We start from the raw sequence: 22,549 nt of genomic DNA, 5'->3' as shown, positions 1-22,549 counted from the left end.
TCCTTCGGGATGTTTTTCTTTTGCCCTGAAAAGTGAGTATCGAGCAGTTTCCTCCCCTTTGACTGCTGGGCAACGGTACTTACTTTTGAGAGTGAAATACACATTACAATTCATTTCCAATTAACTTATAATAAGGGTTAAAGGAGGTTGAATTATGACTGAAAAAATTAAAGGTAAAATCCATTTATATGGATATGATATTGAGTATTTCGAAGTGGAAAAAAACCCGTTATCGAATGAAGTAACTGTACAGGTATATTATTTAGGATATCCAGACCGAAGTTGTTTTGGGAGTGGAGAGACTATAGAAGAGGCAGTTGAGAATGGTGTTAAAATGCAATTAAAAACACATTCTTTGGAAGCAATTAAAGTATTATTTGATTGATTTAATCGACGTCATTTAGGCGTCTTTTTTTATTTTACAAAGCAACTAGCATAATGGGGTGATGTCATTGGATATCGTAGTTACGATTCCTAAGAGTGAATATGTAAATGATGATATAGAAACTGTTGTTTTAGAACAGGATGGATACGAACAATTCTGGCAACTATCCAGGCAGCCTAAAAAACTAAACATTGGTGACAGAGTGTATTTCGTCAAAAATGGATTTATTGAATCATCAATGAGGGTTATAAGAATCGAAACAAAGGCAACTGCGTCATGTGTGGTAACAAATCGAACATGGAATGGTTGTCTTATTTTTATGGATGATTTAAGGCAAGAACAATTAGAACAAGTAAGAGGCTTCCAAGGCTTCAGGTATAGGTGGTGGTGATTATGAGATATGGCTAGAGCGAGAGATCCGAATCGAGATAAAGCATTTGAAATTTATAAAGAACATAACGGTGATATCCCACTTAAAGATATTGCTGTACAACTTGGTAAAGGTGAAGGTACCGTCCGAGGGTGGAAAAATAAAGATAAGTGGGATGAAACATTGAATGGAACGCTCCAATCAAATGAACGGAACGTTCCAAATAAAGTTGGAGCCCCAAAAGGCAATGTGAATGCTAAGGGTAATAGAGGTAATCCTAATCCGATATCTAAGTTTGCAAAACGCAACTCAATAGCAGAGAAGCACGGCTTTTTCTCAAAGTTCCTGCCCGAAGAAACACTCGAAATCATGGAGGCGATGAACGAGCGTTCTCCAGCCGATTTAATCTGGGACCAAATACAGATTCAGTATGCTGCTATTATTCGGGCTCAACGTATTATGCACGTCGAATCTAAAGACGAAATAATTAAGGAGCTCAAAAAGGCAAAATACGAATACTACCCACGGTCTAAAGAGGATGGTGGAGGTGTAGAAAAGGCGGTAACTGAAGAAGAATATGAATTCCAATTCGCATGGGAACGACAGGCGCAACTACTCACTGCTCAATCAAGAGCAATTGGGGAGTTGCGTTCTTCTATTCGTCAGTTTGTTGAGATGGCGGATCAAGATGATGAGCGTAGGTTGAAGCTTCAACAGATGCAGTTGAATATTGATAAGACGAAAGCAGAAATTGAAAAACTTGATAATAAAGATGATGGACCTATTGAGATTGTCATCAAACGAAAGGGTGAGGATTGATGGAGAAAGAAATTAATCCTCGATTTGACGATTTCCTTTTCGACTGGAGTTGCAAAACTCAACTTTTAGTCGGAGGGTATGGTTCTTCTAAGTCCTATCATGTAGCACTTAAAATACTTTTAAAATTACTTGAAGAAAAACGTACAGCTCTTGTCGTTCGTGAAGTTTACGATACACACAGAGATAGTACGTTTTCTTTGTTTACTGAAATCATTGAGGATTTAGGTTTATCTGGCAAGATAAAGACGAGTTCATCACCTATGACTGTGAAGTTCCCGAATGGCTCTAAGATAATCTTTCGAGGAATGGATAAACCTGAAAAGCTAAAATCTATCAACAACATTTCTATCATTTGGTTGGAGGAATGTAGTGAAATTAAATATGCAGGTTTTAAGGAATTACTAGGCCGTTTACGACATCCGACACTGGACCTGTTTATTATCCTCTCTACCAATCCAGTATCAAAAGGGAATTGGGTATATAAGCATTTCTTTAAGAACGAGTTGGAAGACTATTTTGTCTTAGACGATGAGGAACTTTACAAGCTAAGAACCATCATAGTGAACAACACATATTATCACCACTCAACAGCAGATGATAATTTATTTTTGCCATCAAGCTATATCGAACAACTTGATGAGATGGAGTTATATGATCCTGATCTTTATAGAATTGCGCGTAAAGGGCGTTTCGGAGTCAACGGGGTATTAGTGTTGCCACAGTTTGAGACAAAGCCTCATGACGAGGTAATGGCTGAAATAGCCAATATTAGAAAACCAATACGAAAGAACGGCATGGACTTTGGATTTGTTGATTCCTACAATGCTTTATTACGCATGGTTGTAGATCATGAGAATAAGTGGCTATACATCTACTGGGAGTATTACAAACGAGGAATGACCGATGATAAAACTGCCGATGAACTTGAGGAAGAAGGGTTAAAGAAATCAATAATTAAAGCTGATAATGCGGAGCCAAAAACAATTGCTTACTACAAGCAGCGAGGCTTTCGTATGTTTGCTTGTAAGAAGCTAACGCGTATTGAGAACACAAAGAAGATGAAACGTTTCAAGCGTATCATTTGTTCAGAGGCTTGTGTAAATACAATTCGAGAGTTGAAGGAGCTAACCTTCAAGAAAGATCCTAAAACAGATGAAATCTATGAAGACGAATTTAATATTGATCCACATACATTTTCGGCAATGTGGTATGGGCTGGATGATTACGATGTTGCCAGCGTGAAAGGGGTCAATTCAAAATAAGGGGGTGGTACAGTGAACGAATACATTGCTTATATCGATGCGAAGGGTGTTACACCTCTATTACTTGATAAGCTAGTAGAAGAAACCAAGGCTGAACGAAACAAGCGATTACTCAACTACAATCGATACAAAGCTGAACTGTCAGCAGTGCCGATTTTAACTCGTAAACCAACTGATTACGCTCAAGGCAATGATCATGTGGTCCGTGTTGATGACAAGGTAAATAATACACTTAATAACCCTTTAGACGCTGAAATAGTTGATACCAAGGTTGGTTACATGTTCGGTAATCCAATTTCATACGTAGTAGACAAACAAGCTCAAGGTCTCGATAAATTATCTGAGGCGATTGAGCTTTTTAATTTGCGTAATTCTGTTGATGATCTTGATAGTGAGTCAGGCAAGAAAACAGCTATTTGTGGCTATTCAGCAAGACTACTTTACATTGATACCGATGGAAATGAACGTGTTACAACAATTGATCCTTGGGAAACTATCATTCTTTCAGAAACAGCAGACGTTAGTGAACCAAAATACGCTATGCGATATTTCAAAAGCGCAGCACTAGATGCTGAGGGTGAGAAAGTAGAGATTGAGCAGCTGGTGTTTTATGACGCAACAACTGAAAAACTCTACACTCGCGCTGATACTGATTCACCATTCGTTTTGAAAGATGAACGGAAGCACTTATTCGACTATTGCCCTTTATTCGGTGTTCCCAATAACGAGGAGCTGCAAGGGGATGCGGATAAGGTGTACAACCTCATCGATGCTTATGACAGAACACTGTCTGATGCTTCAAACGAGATTGAACAGTTTCGATTGGCATACCTGGTACTTAAAGGTATGGGGATGGATGAAGAAGAGGCAAATAAACTGGCTCGAACAGGTATCTTTGAGCTGATGGGTGAGAATGACGACATTAAATATCTAACCAAAGATGTTAACGACCAAATGATCGAGAACCATCTGGATCGCTTAGAAGAGAACATCATGCGTCTAGCTAAGAGTGTAAATTTCAGCGATGAATCGTTTGCAGGTAATGCAAGTGGCGTAGCTATGAAATACAAATTAATGGCACTTGAGAACAAATGTAAGACGATGGAGCGAAAGTTCACGACTGCTCTTCGCTACCAATTCAAAGTGTTATGTAGTGCATGGGCCAAAAAAGGTATTTGCTCTAAGGACGATTATTTAAAAGTTTGGTATGAGTACAAACGAAACATTCCTATAGATTTATTATCTGAAGCCCAAGCGTCTCAAGCCTTAAAAGGTTTAGTGTCAGAACGTACTCGCCTTTCTAAGTTGTCAATTGTTGATGATGTAGAGTATGAACTTGATGAGATGCAGAAGGATGCTCAATTGTATGGTAATGAGCTTGAACCTTTAGACGAAATCGGAGCGCAAGAAATGGACGACATTTTCCCAAAGAAAAAAGAGGAGAAGAGTACATCATTAAGTAGCAAAAAGATTTGCGAAGAATGTGGAGGTACTGGTGAAGTAACAAGTACGAAAACAGGGAAGCAAATTGTATGTAAGAAATGCGGTGGATCGGGAGAGGTTAGCCGATGAATCAACAAGAAATCAATCGAATCTTAGATGACTTAGAAGCTAAAGCTGAAAGGGACATTGAAGTTGTTTTTGCACGACGCTTAAAGTCTATTCTCGCTCAAATGTTGGAGATGCATCGGAAGTTTGGTAAAAACGGTGAAGCTACATGGACTGACGTTAACAAGTACAATCGATTCAACCAAGAGATGAAGTTGATAGCCCAACAGTTGAATGCTGATTACAAAGAGATAATTAAGCTCATACAAGTCTCAGAGGAACGACTTTACATTGAGAGATACTTATTGATGGCTTATCTCTTACAACAGTCTACAGGCGAGGAAATGGGCTTTAAAATACCATCTGCTGAGGTGATACAAGCAGCATTAACTAATCCAGTTGAGTTTTTAACATTGCCTAAGATATTTGAGGCTCATAGAGATGAAATTATCAGGCGCTTGAATATTGAGATAGCACAGAGTCTACAAGCTGGTGAAAGCTACACAGACATGGCTATTAGGATTGAACAAGCTATGGGGTGGACACGAAAAAAGGCTATTCTTGTTGCCAGAACTGAAGGTGGCCGTGTGAGATCTCAGGTTGATTTAGCCATTGAGGAACAAGCAAGTAAAACAGCAAGGCTAACTAAGGTATGGATGTCATCACTTGATACGAGGGTTCGTAAGTCTCATAGAAAGCTAGATGGTCAGAAAGCTGATAAAGAGGGCTACTACCATTACGGCAAGTGGAAATCAAAAGCACCGAGGTTATGGGGCATTTCTTCAATGGATATCCAGTGTCGTTGCCACACGATTTACATGGTGAATGGCAAGTTACCGGAATACAGGCGAGGCAGAGACTACATGGATGATACTTACCAAAAGCAATTGGCCGCACGTATTGATGCTTATATGTCTGATCAAGGGCTAGCTTACAGACAAGCTTTTAACAAAGCGTATCAACAGGTTAAACCGCCGAGTGTAACGGTGCCATTTATGAGTTATGAAGAGTGGAAGAAAAAATTTAGCGCAAATTGAAGTTTGAAAGTTTCTCAAGGGTAATCAAAATTATTTTGTAATTAAGTAAGGAAAGTTATATAAGAATTTTAATCGTGTGGTAAAATAAACCATAATAACGTATTGAAATAACAAAAAAACATTTAATTAGGAGGTGCATTTTATGAATCATAAAAAGAATAATAAATTCCAAATTTTAGCGATATTGCTGATGATATCATTATTGGTTGCGGCTTTTGTTATTTTTTACTCAGGTCATTACATGGTGGGTTCAGCCTTATTTGTGATTTTTATGCTTATTTTGAATGGTATTAGTAGTTGGAAGAAAATGAAAAATGATGAGTACATTCATATGAAAAATTATAAAAATAACGAGAAATGGTAATTAAACTGCTTATTCTGCTTGTTCAAAACTTTGTTTTTTCTCATGATATTAATCAAAAATTGTTATAAACCTATACTAGTCATTCACTTTGAATGGCTTTTTATTTTTGTCTTTTTTCTCGCAGACGCTATAAAGAACGAGAACAAATACACTATTGAACAGTTTAGGGATTCTTACGGATAACTAAATTGGGCAAGGAGGAAAACATGAAATATTATCAAAATCCATTCAATTTAAGAACTCTATTACCTTTAGATATTCAAATGCTTGCGGGAGAAGGAGATCTTAATCCAGAGCAAACGCCTGAACCTACACCGGAGCCAGCATCAGGAGGAAACGGTCAAGGGGCTGCGTTGACACTTGAATCGGTTCAATCATTTCTAAACGACAATGATGAGGGGAAGAAATGGCTACAGTCATTCGCTGATACTAGAGTAACTGATGCCATAAAAACGTATGAAACTAAAACTCTTCCAAAGAAATTAGAAGATGAGATTTCCAAGCGTTACCCACCAGAATCGGAGGAAGCAAAACAGTTACGCGACTTAAAAGCACAATTTGAGCAGTCTCAAAAAGAAGCTGCGCGCGAAAAGTTAGTTAATCAAGCGTTGTCTACTGCAACAGAAAAGAGTTTACCAGCAAAATTAGTAGAGTTCTTTGTAGGTGAGGATGCAGAAAAGACAACTGCTAATTTAGGCATCTTAGAAGCTGAATTTAATGCTGCTGTACAAGCAGAAGTTGATAAACGCTTCAAAGATGGAGGAACGCCACCACCACCCAAAGGCGGTAATCCAACAGCATTGACAAAAGAAGCTGTTATGAAAATGACTACTGAAGAAATCAATGCAAACTGGGATGAAATCGTTAAAAATAAATTACTATAAACCGATTATCGGTAAGGAGGAAATAACAATATGGCAATTACAAACTTTATTCCAACAATCTGGTCAGCTCGGCTATTACACAACTTACAAAAATCTTTAGTATTTGGACAAACAGGTGTAATCAATCGTGATTACGAAGGTGAAATCAAAGCTTACGGGGATACTGTAAAAATCAATGGTATTGGGGCTGTAACAATTGGTGACTATACGAAAAATTCCAATATGGGAGATCCAGAAGAGTTAACAGATCATACGCGTTCACTACAAATTACTGAATCAAAATTCTTTAATTTCCAGATTGATGATCTTGATAAAATTCAACAAAATCCAAAATTAATGGACGCTGCAATGGCTGAGGCTGCTTATGCACTTTCGAATGTTGCTGATCAATTTATTGCTTCACATTATGTACATGCTACAAATACGATTGGTACAGATGCAGCACCAATTGAAGTTACAAAGGATAATGCTTATGAATACCTAGTAGACCTTTCAACTAAGCTTGATGAATCTAACGTGCCGACACAAGGTCGTTTTGCTGTTCTACCACCTTGGTTTGAAGGTTTATTGTTAAAGGATGATCGTTTCGTTGGTTCAGGTTCTTTACCAGCTGATGAGCGTTTATTAAATGGCGTTGTAGGTCGTGCAGCAGGCTTCTTATTAATGAAATCTAACAATGCACCTTCTGTAGCCACAGGTTCTGGAGTTGTAGCAAACTCAAAAATCATTGCTGGTCATAACATGGCATGGACTTACGCTGAACAAGCAGCCCAAGTTGAAGGTTACCGCCCAGAAAAACGTTTTGCAGATGCAGTAAAAGGACTTCACCTATATGGTGCCAAAGTGACACGTCCAGAAGCTCTAGCAGTGTTATCAGCTAAACGTCCAGAATAAGGAGGGGTAATTCGTGTTAGTTAAAAACAAAAAAACAGATATTACTTGGGCGGTCACTGATGAACACGGTGCCCGCCTTTTACGTACGGATGAATTTGAAGTAACTGAAGCACCAAAACCTAAACGTGCTCCTGCTAAGAAATCAGAAACAGACGATGAAGTAGAAAAGTAGGTGGTCTTATGTGGGAACCAACACAAGAAGAAATAGATCAGCTAAAGCAATTGAATAATGTTACAGGAGCTAAGCATGATGGATTTTATCGTGCAATGGCTCCTATTTTATTTGATGTAGCGAAAGACCATTGTAATGGAAAGTGGGAACCATCAGAGATGCCACAGGGAGTTAGATTGTTCATTGCTAAAGCCATACAGTTTAATACCCAAACAACCGGTCTAAAAGGGCGTGTAATGGGGACTATCTCGTATAGTTACGATACCGAGTTTCCTAAAGCCATTTGGACATATCTAAGGCCTTATAAGAGGGTGAGATTCCATGCATTACGATGAATTTCCTCATGAGGTTGAAGTAGTTCAGAAACGTAAGGTATCCGATGGTGCTGGTGGCTTTAAAACAGAATGGTTTCCAGTAGATACTATGGAGGCATTTGTGGATACACCAACAAGTAAAGAGCAGTATTACGCTCAACAACTGGGTAACCCTTTAGAACGCTACATGTACTACCCATATCGAACAGATTTAAAGTCAGATATGCGACTTCGCTATGAATGTGAAATCTATGCGTTTGCAGGACGTCCTGAAGATCAAGGTGGTCAACACGAAAAAATGCGGGTGGCATTAAAGTTGGTGACTGAATAATGGCTAGGATTACTTACTCAGGTCGCCAATTAATGAGGGCTGCACAAAGGTTTGAAGAAGGACTGTTGGATAAAGTATCTGACATCGTATATGAGACAGCTAGATTAATAAAATCTCAGGCTCAGGCGCTTGCTCCAGTGGATGATAGTGGCCTTAAAGATTCTATTGAAATGAAAATGCTAGGAAAGTACAACGCTGAGGTTACTATTGGCGCAAACTATGCAATTTGGGTTGAATTCGGTACTGGTATCTATGCTCAGGGTCCAGGAGGTAGTCGTGCTAAGAAAATCCCTTGGGTATATTACAGCGAAAAGTTAGGACATTGGGTTACTAGTAGTGGTAACAGAGCTCAACCTTTTTGGGGCCCTGCTGTTGATGCTGGTGGTGAATACTTTAAAACAGAAATGCGGAGGTTGGGACTATGAGTTATTTTATACTTCCGTTTTATGAAATACAGACAGCAATTTATCAAAAGTTAAAAGCGAGCCCACATTTACAGGCGCTTGGAGTAGAGGTCTATGATACACCTGATGAAAACACACCTTATCCTTACGTAACGATTGGAGAGCCATACAGCAATCCATTAGATACAAAGACAAATAATTGTGAGCAAGTTACCTTTACGATTCATGCATGGCGTAGAGACAATGATGAATCAACAGGAAAACGAATGCTTTATGAAATCCTAAGTGCTTGCCAACAGGCTTTAATTACTCGTAGATACTCTAATAACGGTCTAACAGTATTAGATGTTACAAGGCAAGGTGCGCAAGTGTTTGATGATGTAGAAGTAGGGCTTAAACACGGCGTGCTTACAGTGCGCTACAAAGTACAAATTAATTAGGAGTGATACAATGGCACGTTTAAACGGTAAAGACAGTCTATTGTTAGTGCAACCTTCTGATAACGCATTAGGCGCAGAGGGTTTTTTAATTGGGGATCAAACCGAACATACACATTCTTATGAACGTGAATTAACGGATGAACAAACGAAATTCGGACGTATCTTAGGTCCGGGTCAGTTATCTGAATCGCTTGATGTTACCTTTTACGGAAATCCTGATGACCCTGGACAAACAGCAGTATTGGAATCAATTCAAAAGGGCACACAACTAAAAATTTGGGAAGTTCAAAAGCATCTCAATAAGAATGGCAAGCACAATTCTTTATTTGCGTACACATACGTAGAATCATTAGAAAAATCAGCACCAACAGATAATTTCTTAGAAATTTCAGCAACTTTACAGGTTCTGAATACAACTAAGAAAGGTGAATTAAATCCTTTACCAGATGATGTACTAAACTTTGGTGATTATGATTTCGAGGCTCCTGGTGAAAAGACTGGAGAGTTCAATGGTGAAGAAACAACAAATCCTGTTGCAGTTACTGGTCTATCAGTGAATCCAACGACAATGACTGTCGCTATAGGTGATACAGGTAGTATCGTCGCTAATGTAGTACCAGTGAACGCGACAAATAGATTAGTGACATTTTCATCGAGCGATGAAGCAATTGCTACTGTGAATGCGCAAGGGGTTGTAACAGGTGTAGCAGATGGTTCAGCTACAATTACAGAAACAACAGTAGATGGTGGATTTACAGCGACAACAGCAGTGACAGTAACTGTATAAACGAACGAGAGAGGGCTAATTAGCTCTCTTTTTTTATTGAAAACAAACAGAAAAGGATGATTATAAATGGCTCAATTACTAATTGGTGAAAACACTCTTACAGCGAAGTTTACTTTTGCTTTTAAAAATAAGGCGGATAAAGAATTTAATGATTTAGATGCACACGGAAACCGACCAGGTGGATTTAATCAGATCTACCAAGGCTTATTGCAATTTGATTTAAATGCTTTACGCGCATTTTGGATGTGTGGACTTGCTCATTTACCGAAACAGCCTAGCAAAGCAGAAATTGAAGCAGCGTTAGAAAAGCGAATTGAAGAAGATGGCGATGTAGAACCATTATTTAAAGAAGCCTTTCGCGAAATAGATGAATCGGGTTTTTTCAAAAAAGCTGTCAAGACATATTGGGAGAACTTAGAGCTATTCGAATCAGTAGCATCCGAGGAAGAAAAAGAACAAGCAGCAGCTGGAATCGAAATGCTGAAAGCAGCGAGAGCCGAATTATTAGGGAACAAACAGATCGAGTTAGTGAAATCCGACAAATCTATCGAGATGCAGCAAGATATTTAAAGGTCTATGATCCAGAGTTAATTCTATCTTGGCGTCCCAGTGAGTTTAGAGCTTTCTTGGAAGGGGCTCAAGATGCACGTATCGACCATTATCAAACATTAGCAGACGCAGCAATGTTCAATCGAGTGGCGACTAATAAGCAACGTATCAATCCTAAGAGCGACTTGTTTGATGCGGATAAAGTAAGAAAATCCATGAATCAAAAAGAAGTAGATCCAGAAGTTAAGAAACGGAAACATGCAAAAGCAATGGCAGCATTGAAAAACTGGAAGCCATAGAAGGGAGAATGCTATGAACGGAAACTTCAGTGCTCAAATAGGGGCTCGTATAACGCAGTTTATGGCTCGTATGAGACAAGTTCGTGAGGCCATTCGCACTTCGGCAAATGATGTACGTGTAGACATCGGAGCTGATATTAGTGAATTCAACAGACGAATGGCTGAGATTCGAGCTCGTATAGCAGCGCTTGTACGAGATAAAGTAGTCGTCAAAATTGAGGCACGAATAGAAAACTTCCAAAGAAAAATACAACGGATTGCGACAGATATTCGTGCCTTTGGCGAGCTCATGCAACACACATTACAAGGTTCAATAATTGCCGTTCTACCGATGATTGCACCACTACTAGCTAACGTAGGTGTAGCTATCGCAAATCTTGGTCCAATGATCGGTACATTAGCTGGTTCCACTTTTGCTCTAGCAGGGGCGTTCACAAGTGCTGGTGTAGCCGCTGGAGCCTTTGCGGCAGTTGCGATTCCGACTATCAAAAAATTATTTGATGAAAACGCACAATTAAATTCAGCTCAAAAGAATGCTAAAGCCTCTTTTGACAACATGAAATCAACCTATCAGTCACTTGTGAAAGAAACTGAAAAGCCAGTGTTAAATGCTTTTACAAGTGCAATGCAGGCTACAAATACATTACTTACAAAGTTAAGACCATTGTTTATATCCAATGCTCAAGCAGTATCTAGCTTGATGACACAACTTAACACAGCCATTGGTACGCCACCAATTCAAAAATTCTTGGATTATTTAAACACTACAGGCGCACCGATGTTAAAAACAGTGACTCGTTCAATGGGGAATTTACTTCAAGGCGTATTCTCCATGCTGACTGCATTTGCACCGTTAACAGCCTCAACAGCCAAAGGCTTCGAAGAAATGACAGCACGTTTTGCTGAATGGTCAAATGGTCTTTCAGGCAGTTCTAAGTTCCAATCTTTCATGGATTATGTGAATACCAACATGCCGAAGATTCGAGTAATCTTCCGAGATGCTACAGCTGGGCTTATTTACTTCTTTGCAGCATTTGGCGGTTCATCAAGCGACATGATGAAAGGCCTTGCTAATATGATGGCTCGTTTTAAAGAGTGGTCGGCGAGTCTATCTCAAAACCAAGGATTCCAAACATTCTTATCCTATGTGCAACAAACTGCTCCAAGCGTCCTTCAACTAATTGGCAACCTAATAAACCTATTAGTGAATCTAGGTATTGGTATGGCTCCTGTTGGTGCGGGTTTAATGAATATTGTAAATAACATTTTAGAGTTCATTAATGGAGGAATGGAAAGCAACCGGGTTATCGGTGTGCTCTTAGCTAGTTTTATTTCAATTGGTGGCGTTTTGTTAGCAGTTGTCCCTAACATTATTGCTTTTAGAGAGCTTTTCAAAGGCTTAGGCCCTGCTATTACAAGTACTATTGGAAAAGCTTTACCTTTGGTAACTGGATTATTCACTAATTTCAGTGGAACTATGGCTACAGTAGGTTCGAAAATAATGAGTTCTGCTAAATTGATAGGAAGTGCATGGGGTTTTATCACTAGCCCTATTAGTCTTGTCATTTTGGCTATTGCAGCATTTATTGCAATCTTAGTTAAAACCTATAAAACTAATGAAGAATTTAGAGCTAAGGTAGATGAAGTTTGGAAAGCGATTAAGAGTGTTATTTCATCAGTTCTAAAAGAAATTCAAACAACGATAGTATCTGTTTGGAGCAAAATCACGAAGTTCTGGCAGGACAATCAAGAAAGCATTAAACAAATCGTTGATACAGTTTGGAAAGCGATTGGAGTAGTAATCAATTGGGCAATGGGGAATATCATTGCTATCTTCCAAGTAGCGTGGCCGATTATTTCAGGGGTAGTAAAAATTGCGTGGAACGTCATTAAATCTGCTGTTGAAATCGGCATTAATTTAGTGATGGGTATTATCCAAACCGTAATGCAGTTAATAAATGGTGATTGGAAAGGTGCTTGGGAAACGCTAAAACAGACAGCATCGAGCGTCTGGAAATCCATTGAATCGTTCTTCCGAAATATAAACTTATTTGAAATTGGTAAGAACATTATCCAAGGGTTGATTAAAGGTATCAACTCAATGTGGGAAAATGTAAAGAAAACTGCTGCAGGTATTGCTGATTTAATTCCTGATTGGTTAAAGAAAAAGTTGGGTATCCATTCCCCTTCAAGGGTTATGGCAAGTGTGGCTAAATGGATTCCTGCGGGTGTAGCAAAAGGAGTATATTCAAACCTTGATTACGTAAAACAATCTGCTGAAGCTATGTCAAAAGCTGCTATACCGAACTTCCAACAAACAGTACAAGCTACAACAAACATGATGGATAGCGCTAAGAAAATACTTGCTTCGAAAACCAAAGAAATTGAAAAGGAAATTAGAACAGTCGAAGAAGAGTATGCGAAGAAAAAAGCAGAGGCTACTAAGAAGTCAAACAACAAGATAGCAGAGATCAATGCTAAAGCTAATGACAAAAAGAAAAAGCTTACAGCTGCTCAACAACGACAAATCTTGAAATTGCATGATGATGAAAAATCAGCACTAGAAAAAATCGAAAAAGAAAAGGCCAAAAAGATTGATGCTATTCGTGCTAAGTCAGCAAAAGAGCAGTACGACAAGTTGAAAGAATATGCAGAACATCAAGTAGGGTTGGAAAAGTGGTCTACTAAGAAACAAGCTGCTTACTGGCAGTATGCGACTAGCTTGTTTAAAGAAGGTACAGAAGAACGCATCAAAGCTCAAATTGAATACAACAAATCGATGGCTGAGTTAACTACAGAACAATTCAACAAAGAAAAGGACTACGTTGACCGTCGCAAAAAGTACAACTTGATGTCGTTGACTCAAGAGCTCGCAGCATACGAAAAGTATGTTAAAGCTTACAAGGTTGGTAGTGAAGAACGTATCTACTACGAGGATAAGATCGTTGAGACAAAGCAAGCAATCCATGACCGACTAATGGCCTTAAACGAGGAATACATTAGCAAAATTAAAGATGTGCAACAGGCTGAAATTGATGGTATCAAGGAGCTCCAAAAAGCTTATCAAGATGTGGAGGATGCCCGCGCTAAAGAGATTGCTAATGCGATCAGTATCTTTGATGAATTTGAGCGTAAAACAGATGTATTTGGTTCTAAGCTAATAGAAAACCTACGCGGCCAAGTAGACGCAATGCGTGACTGGGCAAATGATCTTCAAATGCTCGCAGCGAAGGGTGTAGACCAAGGCTTGATTGCAGAGCTACAAGCAATTGGACCGAGTGCTCAAGCTGAAATTGCGGCATTAAACAAGCTAAGTCTTGGTGAATTGAATGAGTACGAAAATCTTTGGAAAGAAAAAACGCAGATTGCTAGAGAGCGTGCTCAATTTGAGTTAACAGGTCAACGCAAAGACATGGCAGATCAAATTGAAAAGCTCCAAACAGAAACAAAATCTAAGCTAGAGCAATACCAAACCGAATGGGTTGAACAAATCAAGCAAATTCGCGAAGGTACAAAAAATGAATTTAACCCAATGATTAGTAGCATGAAAGAGATTGGTATCAATGCTATTGAAGGCTTACGTAATGGACTAGCTAGTCAAGTGCCAGCTTTACAAGCTCAAGCTAATGAGATAGCAAATACAATCGATAAAACGATTCGTAAAGCGTTACAAATCAAATCACCATCAAGGGTTCTTGAAAAATCAGGGGCGTTTTCTGGACAGGGCATTATTCAAGGACTAGCAAGCACAAAAGGCATGTTAGAAAACACTGTAAGAAGCCTAACGGATATAATGCAGACCGATATTTCAGCAGCTTCAATTGGACTGTCAACAGCTCTTAATGGTGGTATGGATTCACATTTATTAAACAGCTACGAATTAACATCAAGCCAAGATCAAATTGGAGTATTAAAACAGATTGCTGCATTGATTAGCAAACTGGATTTTGTTGTGGAATTAGATGGTGATGTGATTAGTGAATACGTAGATAGAAACCAAAGCAATAGGGTGTCATCAAGAAGAACAACTATAGGTAAAGGGGTGTAGTCAATGGATACATTAATCGAATACGGTACAGGGGCTACACTCTCCCTTGTCAAAGAGGGATACATCACACAGGATTTATTAATCAGACCTATCGAACAAAAAGCATCAAGTGTTGATTTAGATGGGCGACCAGGAGTAGTACGAGAATCAGTGAATCACGGAACAAGGGTAATCATTTTATCTATTATGTATATAGCTTCAGATGAATTAGATTTTGCTCTAAGACGCGATAAATTGTTTTCAATTTTTAGCGACTTGGAGCCTTTTTATATCTACGAAGGACGACCAACCTATAAGACTAGTACTTACGAGTTTGAATTGCCAGGGCAAACATGGGGCGAGAATCCTCAACTACCAACCAATATCGAAATACTTAAAGGTAAACGATACAAAGTGATTCGTACCAATATGAATGAGGTTGAACAGAATGGGTTGATAGGAAAGGTTGATATTGAATTTGAGACCTATCAATTACCCTACGCTGAGTCATCGGGTACCACGCTAGATGAACGTACCTTCGATAAAGAGATATGGCAAACAGGGCAGGGTTTAATTGCTGTGGATCCATCAACCTTAAAATATGTATTCCAAAACCAAACCTCTTTTCAGGTTTACAATGCTGGTGATGTGCCACTAAAAACTAATTTGCGAGATATGCTTTTTGAAATAGAGTTCCGGGGTGCAAGCACTAATCTAAGTATCATGAATGTCACGAACAATACGCAGTGGCAATACAATGGATCTAGTGGCGCAAATGATGTTATTAAGCTTGAAACACCAACTAGATTTACTAAAAACGGTAGCAGTATTTTCAAAGATACAAATCGTAAAGTGTTGGTATTGAATCCTGGATGGAACACTATTCAAATTACTGGTGCAACTCAATTTCTAATATCGTTTAAATTCAAATTTTATTACAAGTGAGGAGGGCTACAATGGCACGTATGCGTGTTGTCGGTTCATCTTTAGATAAGGGATACCGAGACGATTTAAATTATAATTTCGGGCTGTTAGAAGCCTTAATCGGTGAAGCCAATGGACTGACCGATAACTTGAGAGAGGAAATGCTTGAAAAGGTAAATAACCTTCAGCAACAAATTGATATGCTGACTGGTGAAAATATCGGGGAATTATTAGAGAGACTGAACGATTCTATACAACAAGCCTTAACTGCAGCACAGGATGCAAGGACTGCTAAAACAGCAACGGAAGAAGCGACAGCATTAGCTACAGCAGCCACAGAATTAGCGAATGCTAGTGCTTTGCTTGCAGAAGAGAAAGCAAATTATGCCAACGAAAAAGCAGTACTCGCTCAAGAGGCAGCAGATAACGCCAATCAAGAGGCCTCTAACTTATCGCAGTTAAAGATTGATGTTGTACAAGCTACACAAGATGCAAACGTAGCTACCGGAAACGCGAATCAAGCAACACTAGCAGCACAGACAGCTACTGATGCAATAAATGTAGTTTTACCAAATGTAACAGGGTTAGTGAATCTAAAGGAATGGTCCATAGAAACACAGTACAAAAAGAACAACTTCGTCACTTTAGAAGGTAACGGTTATATGGCCTTACGTGACAATAAAGGTGTTAAGCCACCCTCTTTTCCAGTCCTGTCAAATGCTGATTGGGCAATGTTTGTTCAAAAGGGGGAGAAAGGTGAACAAGGTACAGGGGTAAGGATTTTAGGAACACTTCCAGATGAAAGTGCTTTACCACCCCTTGGCGAACCAGGTGATGCTTATTTAATTAACGGTGACTTATATGTATGGTCAGATACTACAAATGACTGGACCAATGTTGGTACCATTAAAGGTCCAAAAGGTGATACAGGACCTCAAGGCCCACAAGGTGAACAAGGTCCTCCAGGACAGGATGCTGATCTTACGGAAGTTAATCAAGAAATAGCAAGTTTACAGCAAACTGTAACAAACAATCAGCAAGTTGTTGCTGAACATTTGGGACAAGATGTATTTTCCGAAGATGGCGCACATGGTATAAGGTACTTTAATGACCAGTTAGCTGTTAAAAATGACCAAGAACAATGGAATGTCGTGGAATTGGGTGGCTCAGGTGAAGTATACCAAGAAAATATAGTAGTTAATGCTACAGGTAACGCCTTAGGTAAAGCAACGTGGGCAGAAAGTGCAGACTACTTCGCCCGAGTCGGATATGTAGACACAGCTACTAACTTACTACTTGTTTCTAGTTCTGTCGGGCTTAATGTAGGCGATACTATAAAACTGTATGAGGGTGATGCTGCCTCGATTATAGATGCAGAAGTTCTAACAATAGGTACTCCTAACGCATCAGGAAACGCTCAAATAACAGTTAATCCTGCTGAGCCTTTAAGTAAAGGTATAGTCTACGCTTTCAAATCAGGAGGTACAGGAGTTAACCAGGTCGCTCTAGGGTACGCTGCTGCGGCAGTAGGAGACTCGGCTTTCGCAGTAGGTAAAGGAGCTGTGGCTAAAAATAGAGGTTCTATAGCTATAGGTAGTGATACTAAGTCATACGCTGATACTGCTGTAGCTATTGGTTCGGCAGCAGCAGCGTTAGGAAATGGTTCTATAGCATTAATGAACGCTGTAGCTAGAGGTGGTAGCGCATTTGCTTTAGGTACAGGTTCAACAGAGGCATCAGGTATAGGTTCTTTTGCTATCGGTGGGAATAGTATAGCATCAGGAACGAGAGGATACGCTATAGGTAATGAAGTTTTAGCATCAGGAAACAACTCTCATGCACAGAACATTAAAACTACAGCCAATATCTTTGCGTCAACAGCTATTGGGGTTAATAACAAGCCGCTAACAGGTCAACCGAATAATTTCTTAGCTACAGCAGATGCTTTTGTTATTGGCGGTGCTGACTACTACGCTACAACAGCCGCCAATGCTTTTCGTGTAACTTTTGACGGTAAAGCCTATGGTAAAGCTGCTTACAACTCTACAGGAGCTGACTATGCAGAATACTTCGAATGGCTAGATGGAAATGTAAATGACGAGGATAGAGTAGGCTTTGTTGTAGCTTTAGATGGTGATAAGATTCGAAAGGCTACGGCAGACGATACTTACATCTTAGGCATCATATCAGCCAACCCTTCAGTTATTGGTGACTCGTATCAAGATGATTGGAAAGGAAGGTACTTAACAGATGAATGGGAACGTATTCGCTACCATTGGGTAGAGAACTACTACCCTAGTGGTGTGCTAGACGAGGAAGGTAACGAAAAGATGGAACTACGAAAGTCTTACGTTGCTATGGAAAACCCTGATTTCATAGAGCATGAGGATTACATTCCACGGGAAAATCGTAAAGAGTGGGACGCTGTAGGTCTGATAGGTAAACTTTTGGTTCGTGAGGATGGTACTTGCGAAGTTAATAGCTATGCGAAGGTTAGTGCTGACGAGGGTACTTTAACAGCATCTAATGAACGTACAGACATGCGTGTAATTGAACGTGTAGCTCCTAATATTGTTCGTGTGTTTATAAAATAAAAAACCAATGGAGGTATAAAGAGTTATGCAATTAAAATTTGATAAGTATGTATTTGAAGGTACACCCGTTGAAATAGCAGAGTTTATTAATAAAAAACAGTTAATAGATCAGTGTAAAACACAACAACTAGTACCACAAACAGGGAATACAAAAGGACAATCTATAGGGAGTGGGGTAAAAAAAGATTGAATTAATATTTACTCCTTGTATACTAAATTATGTAAAAGGAGGAATATAAATGACGATTATTACATCAGTATATGTACCTGAAGGTATAGTTATGGCTGCAGATAGTAGGTTAACAGGTTGGATACAAAACGAATCAGGTACTGATAGATTTACACTTTCTGATAACTCACAGAAACTAATGTTAGTTAGAGAGTCAACTGTTGGAGTTTCGTTCTGTGGAGATGCAATTATTGATGGGAAAACAGTGGCGGATTTAATAAGGGTGTTTGATATAAATTTAGTCAATCGGGCAGATACTGTAAAACAAATTTCATCAAAATTGAAGGATTTTTTATATAATTATTACCCCGAATCTGAGGTAGCTTTTATCGTTGCAGGTTTTGATAATGATGAGCCTTATGTTTTTACTGTAGATAAAATGACTTGTAATAGATGTAATGTAGTAGATACAGGAGAATTATATTCTGGTGCGTTTTGGAATGGAGAGTTATTACCTGTACAAAAAATTCTCGAAGATACCGTAATTAATTTTGACTTTATGCCATTAAAGGATGCTGTTGATCTAGCAGAATTTATTGTTGAATTAACTATAAAATATGAAAGATTTGCTGATAAAATCCCAACCTGTGGAGGGCCGATAGATATTTTAGTGATAACGAAAGATTATACACAATTCTATCGACATAAAACTCTTAAGCCATAACGTTTAATAGGGAAAGTTTATCTGATGATAATTTTAATATGGAGGTAAGTAAATTGTTCAAAGAAAATATGACTTATGAAGAATTGGATAAAATGATACGAGAGCTCGAAAACGAAAATGATTTTAACTTTCATGAAGTAGCAAATAAGTTATTGAAATCAGATTTAAAGATGTATTTAAAGGCGTATCGTGAAAGGTTTGAATTAAAAGAGTCGGATTTATCGAATAATATGAAAGTGCCAGAATCTATTTATATTTATTCGGCATATTTATATAAACAATAGTTGGAAATTATGAACTAACTGAATAAGGATTATTTATTTTATCATCTTCTGATTTTCTAGTAAAATGGTAAAAAAGGAGATGACTTTTTATGAAGAGTTTAAATGGTTCTGCTGGTACTGGGGAAAAAATCTTGGATAATTGGGATTTATTTAAATATAAGTTTAATGATGAACGCAGTGAAGGGAATTTCTATTCTTATGAAGTTTCTTTTGGAAGGCAGCTAGGATATTTAAATTACGAGGTCAATAACAATGATATAGAAAATGTTAATTTGTATCTTAATGGTTTTCCCAAACCATTAAGCCAAAACAATGATAGTGCCCTAAAAAGGGTAGCGTTATTTGTTCATCCATCAAAATAGATCCATATTGTTCAGTAAGCGCTACTCAATTGAGTGGCGTATTTTTATTGAAAATTTTACTATAGCTAACCATAGAATATTTAAATCCAGTTCGGAAACAATATCGCTAAAAGGGATGAGAAAATGAAGCGAATTGTTTTTATTGGCGTACTTTTATTATTTACAGTAGGTGCTTTTGTAAAAGTTTCTGCTCTTTCTTCGCCATCAATTCATATACTAAAAGTTGATGACCACCAAGAATTATCGATAATACAAGCAATTGAATTAGCCTTTCCTTCAGCATTGAAATGGAATAAAGATGCTCAATTATTACAAGCAATAAATATAGATTTGGATAAACCAGGGAAGTCAATCGGAAGTGATGGTAAAAGAAAACATTGGAATATTTCATTTGGAGTACCAGATACGAATAAGTATTTCTTAGTTACCATTCACGATGGAAAAATTGATATGGTCAATGATCTAACAGGAGAAGGTACATCTCCCTTCCCTAAAAAGGAGTTTGTACTAATGAAGGATGTCAAATATGATTCACCGGAGTTGCTAAAAAGAGCATTAAAAATAGGTGGCATCTACCCTGGTAAAGAATGGGCGAAAGGTTATAACTTTATTCTTAGAAAAGACACTGAGAGAAATATTAACTTGTTACAAGTGATAGGTTGGAATAGAGATCAAACAGAAATGAAATCAGCTCCCTTTGATGCTTCAACAGGAAAGTATATACCTTAGATTAACCAGCGCTACTCACACCGAGTAGCGTATTTTTATTGTGAAAGAAGGTGAAGCGATGCTATCAATCACTAACTATGATGGTACCTTAACAGAAGCTTTAGTTTGTAGTGGCAAGCCAGTGGTGCGAAAAAATATAGATGGATTGTTTGAACTGACCTTGGATGCAAGTGAACGTGATAACCCACATTCATTTCATTTGATTGCAGAGGAAAGTGTTATCGAGGCAGGTGGATTTCAATTCAGGATAAAGCAGCTACAACGAAAATCGAGAGGGAATGTGAAATCAATCCTTGGACAGCATATCTTCTTTGATAACATCTGGCGCAGACAAGAGGGCACCAACGGAGGACATAAAACCTTAAATGAATTTGCTACTTTTGCATTGCGGAATACAAATTGGACCTTCACAAGTGATTTTGACGAAGATGGCTATATCGAGGCTTTTGGTAATGACAATATCGTTAAATTAGTGAATCAAATATGCGAAGCATTTGAATGTGAATATGAGATCACATCAAACAACAACATCCATTTCAGCAAAATGCTTGGCCCAGGTAACGATTTTGTCTATCAATATGGAGACAATATAGTTGAACTATCTAAATCGGTTAATACAGATAATCTAAGGACTCGTATTAGTGCTAAGGGAAAAGATAACCTTGTTGTCCGATACACATCACCACAGGCTGCTAAATGGGGTATTCGTGATGCCGATGACATGAGCGATGAACGATTTTCAGATTTAGAGAATTTGATGGATAAAGCAAGAAAATCACTAAAAGATCAGCCAGAAATATCTATTGAGTTGGATTCAATCGAGTTGTTAGATAAACAGCTCGGGGAACGTATCTGGCTAATCTATGAGCCTTGGGATTATGAAATGCAGACTCGTATTTTAGAGGTCACTCAAGTTATTGATGAAGAAACAGATGAATTCAAGACAGTGGCCGTAGTTATCGGGAATGCACTACCTCAAACATTATCAGATGAATTAACTGAAACACAAGAGATCTTGAAAGAGTCCATTAAGGAATATCGCTCATCCTTTACGCAAACAGACTCGAATATTCGTTTAGAAGTTGAACGTATCAATCATAGTATTGCAGCTATTGATATTAAAGCTGATAACATTAATTTAAGCGTGAACAACCGTATTACTAACGAGGTGGCTCAACTCAACATCCGAGCTGATAGCATAACAGCAGAGGTTACAAGGGTAGAACGTAAAGCTGATAGCACTCAAACACAAGTGTCGTCTTTATCTATTGAAGTTGGTCAGATATCAACAAGGGTGTCTAATGTCGATTCGAGGTTAGGGACAGCTGAGAGTTCTATTGTTCAACAAGCTGGTCAAATCAGTAGTAAGGTTTCTCAAACAGATTACAACGGTAATACAATAGCATCGTTGATTAACCAAACATCAACGTCAGTCACTATTCAGGCTTCAAAAATCAATTTAGTTGGTGCTGTAAGTGTTCTTTCTGATATAAGTGGGAACTTAGGGACGATTTATGCTGGAAGGATAGAAGGTGCAACAATTGATATTAGCACTGATGCTACAGTAGGGAACAATTTGTATTTAGGTAAAAGTGGTGGTTTTAAGTCATTAGTATTTAATAACTCAAATCGTATCAACAGTTCAGGTTACGGTATGGAATTAAATGCTCAAGAAATTAATTTGAACTCTGCAGATATAACAATCGGAACAGGTAGTGGCATTACTGATTTTAATGGGACGGTAGATTTTTCATACGCAACTGTTCGAGGAGTAGCTAGAGCGAATTCGTCAGGTATAGGTATTTCTTATTCAAACGGAAGATTATATGTGCAAGTTGACGGTTCAACAAAAGGCTCAGTGGCATTAACATAAAAAA

At 38.4% G+C, this 22,549-nt stretch carries 26 protein-coding genes; all 26 read left to right on the top strand.

Going from position 1 to position 22,549, the window contains the following annotated elements; genetic code table 11:
* Window positions 1-154 precede the first annotated feature (154 nt).
* The 26 genes from AC1RFD_RS07575 (at window position 155) to AC1RFD_RS07450 (ending at window position 22,545) form a co-directional block, all read left to right on the top strand.
* Complete coding sequence (locus AC1RFD_RS07575; RefSeq protein ID WP_492474745.1) at window positions 155-385, top strand: hypothetical protein; 231 nt, start codon at window positions 155-157, stop codon at window positions 383-385.
* Window positions 386-452: 67 nt separating this feature from the next.
* A complete protein-coding gene (locus AC1RFD_RS07570) occupies window positions 453-776 on the top strand; it encodes a hypothetical protein (RefSeq protein WP_492474743.1) in 324 nt (107 codons plus the stop codon).
* Between the two features lie 9 nt (window positions 777-785).
* Entirely contained in the window at window positions 786-1,574 is a 789-nt protein-coding gene (gene terS / locus AC1RFD_RS07565) for a phage terminase small subunit (RefSeq protein ID WP_492474741.1), read from the top strand.
* Entirely contained in the window at window positions 1,571-2,836 is a 1,266-nt protein-coding gene (locus tag AC1RFD_RS07560; protein ID WP_492474740.1) for a PBSX family phage terminase large subunit, read from the top strand. The genes terS and AC1RFD_RS07560 overlap by 4 nt, the downstream gene beginning before the upstream one ends.
* A gap of 12 nt (window positions 2,837-2,848) precedes the next feature.
* Window positions 2,849-4,408: a phage portal protein gene (locus tag AC1RFD_RS07555; RefSeq protein WP_492474738.1), complete on the top strand. Its 1,560-nt coding sequence runs from the start codon at window positions 2,849-2,851 to the stop codon at window positions 4,406-4,408.
* On the top strand, window positions 4,405-5,421 hold the full coding sequence (locus AC1RFD_RS07550) for a phage head morphogenesis protein (protein ID WP_492474737.1): 1,017 nt from the start codon (window positions 4,405-4,407) through the stop codon (window positions 5,419-5,421). Before AC1RFD_RS07555 ends, AC1RFD_RS07550 begins: the two co-directional genes overlap by 4 nt.
* A 142-nt stretch (window positions 5,422-5,563) precedes the next feature.
* A complete protein-coding gene (locus AC1RFD_RS07545; RefSeq protein ID WP_312130763.1) occupies window positions 5,564-5,785 on the top strand; it encodes a hypothetical protein in 222 nt (73 codons plus the stop codon).
* 206 nt (window positions 5,786-5,991) lie between these two features.
* Complete coding sequence (locus AC1RFD_RS07540; RefSeq protein WP_492474735.1) at window positions 5,992-6,669, top strand: DUF4355 domain-containing protein; 678 nt, start codon at window positions 5,992-5,994, stop codon at window positions 6,667-6,669.
* 30 nt (window positions 6,670-6,699) lie between these two features.
* Entirely contained in the window at window positions 6,700-7,563 is an 864-nt protein-coding gene (locus tag AC1RFD_RS07535) for a phage major capsid protein (protein WP_492474734.1), read from the top strand.
* 13 nt (window positions 7,564-7,576) lie between these two features.
* Window positions 7,577-7,735 carry a DUF7302 family protein gene (locus AC1RFD_RS07530; RefSeq protein ID WP_492474733.1) on the top strand — a complete coding sequence of 53 codons (159 nt, stop codon included), beginning with the start codon at window positions 7,577-7,579 and terminating at the stop codon, window positions 7,733-7,735.
* Window positions 7,736-7,743: 8 nt separating this feature from the next.
* On the top strand, window positions 7,744-8,070 hold the full coding sequence (locus tag AC1RFD_RS07525; protein WP_492474732.1) for a head-tail connector protein: 327 nt from the start codon (window positions 7,744-7,746) through the stop codon (window positions 8,068-8,070).
* Entirely contained in the window at window positions 8,057-8,380 is a 324-nt protein-coding gene (locus AC1RFD_RS07520) for a phage head closure protein (protein WP_492474731.1), read from the top strand. Before AC1RFD_RS07525 ends, AC1RFD_RS07520 begins: the two co-directional genes overlap by 14 nt.
* Complete coding sequence (locus tag AC1RFD_RS07515) at window positions 8,380-8,805, top strand: HK97-gp10 family putative phage morphogenesis protein (protein WP_492474730.1); 426 nt, start codon at window positions 8,380-8,382, stop codon at window positions 8,803-8,805. The genes AC1RFD_RS07520 and AC1RFD_RS07515 overlap by 1 nt, the downstream gene beginning before the upstream one ends.
* Window positions 8,802-9,224, top strand: a complete 423-nt coding sequence (locus tag AC1RFD_RS07510) for a DUF3168 domain-containing protein (RefSeq protein WP_054550317.1) — start codon at window positions 8,802-8,804, stop codon at window positions 9,222-9,224. Before AC1RFD_RS07515 ends, AC1RFD_RS07510 begins: the two co-directional genes overlap by 4 nt.
* 10 nt (window positions 9,225-9,234) lie before the next feature.
* On the top strand, window positions 9,235-10,011 hold the full coding sequence (locus AC1RFD_RS07505; RefSeq protein ID WP_492474729.1) for a phage major tail protein, TP901-1 family: 777 nt from the start codon (window positions 9,235-9,237) through the stop codon (window positions 10,009-10,011).
* A 66-nt stretch (window positions 10,012-10,077) separates the two neighbouring features.
* Window positions 10,078-10,581: a tail assembly chaperone gene (locus AC1RFD_RS07500; RefSeq protein WP_492474728.1), complete on the top strand. Its 504-nt coding sequence runs from the start codon at window positions 10,078-10,080 to the stop codon at window positions 10,579-10,581.
* Window positions 10,582-10,637: 56 nt separating this feature from the next.
* Window positions 10,638-10,859: a hypothetical protein gene (locus tag AC1RFD_RS07495; protein WP_305192996.1), complete on the top strand. Its 222-nt coding sequence runs from the start codon at window positions 10,638-10,640 to the stop codon at window positions 10,857-10,859.
* A 13-nt stretch (window positions 10,860-10,872) separates the two neighbouring features.
* Window positions 10,873-14,907: a phage tail protein gene (locus AC1RFD_RS07490; RefSeq protein ID WP_492474727.1), complete on the top strand. Its 4,035-nt coding sequence runs from the start codon at window positions 10,873-10,875 to the stop codon at window positions 14,905-14,907.
* 3 nt (window positions 14,908-14,910) lie between these two features.
* Window positions 14,911-15,831 carry a phage tail domain-containing protein gene (locus AC1RFD_RS07485; RefSeq protein WP_492474726.1) on the top strand — a complete coding sequence of 307 codons (921 nt, stop codon included), beginning with the start codon at window positions 14,911-14,913 and terminating at the stop codon, window positions 15,829-15,831.
* 11 nt (window positions 15,832-15,842) lie between these two features.
* Window positions 15,843-18,404, top strand: a complete 2,562-nt coding sequence (locus AC1RFD_RS07480; RefSeq protein WP_492474725.1) for a peptidase G2 autoproteolytic cleavage domain-containing protein — start codon at window positions 15,843-15,845, stop codon at window positions 18,402-18,404.
* Between the two features lie 25 nt (window positions 18,405-18,429).
* Window positions 18,430-18,594 carry a hypothetical protein gene (locus AC1RFD_RS07475; RefSeq protein WP_155483391.1) on the top strand — a complete coding sequence of 55 codons (165 nt, stop codon included), beginning with the start codon at window positions 18,430-18,432 and terminating at the stop codon, window positions 18,592-18,594.
* A 49-nt stretch (window positions 18,595-18,643) separates the two neighbouring features.
* The gene (locus AC1RFD_RS07470; protein WP_054550311.1) at window positions 18,644-19,297 is read left to right on the top strand and encodes an Ntn hydrolase family protein; all 654 of its coding nucleotides are present in this window, start codon (window positions 18,644-18,646) and stop codon (window positions 19,295-19,297) included.
* Between the two features lie 53 nt (window positions 19,298-19,350).
* Complete coding sequence (locus AC1RFD_RS07465; RefSeq protein ID WP_054550310.1) at window positions 19,351-19,581, top strand: hypothetical protein; 231 nt, start codon at window positions 19,351-19,353, stop codon at window positions 19,579-19,581.
* Window positions 19,582-19,670: 89 nt separating this feature from the next.
* Window positions 19,671-19,943, top strand: coding sequence for a hypothetical protein (locus AC1RFD_RS07460; protein ID WP_492474724.1), 273 nt, complete (start codon window positions 19,671-19,673; stop codon window positions 19,941-19,943).
* A gap of 123 nt (window positions 19,944-20,066) precedes the next feature.
* Window positions 20,067-20,672, top strand: a complete 606-nt coding sequence (locus tag AC1RFD_RS07455; protein WP_054550308.1) for a hypothetical protein — start codon at window positions 20,067-20,069, stop codon at window positions 20,670-20,672.
* Between the two features lie 58 nt (window positions 20,673-20,730).
* Window positions 20,731-22,545 (top strand): phage tail protein, encoded by a 1,815-nt coding sequence (locus tag AC1RFD_RS07450; protein ID WP_492474723.1) that lies wholly within the window; start codon window positions 20,731-20,733, stop codon window positions 22,543-22,545.
* Window positions 22,546-22,549 lie beyond the last annotated feature (4 nt).

It is taken from the genome of Lysinibacillus sp. GW823-FHT02G10 (assembly GCF_058797135.1).
The sequence above is the reverse complement of the archived record's forward strand: the minus strand, read 5'-3'. Positions and strand labels throughout refer to the sequence as shown.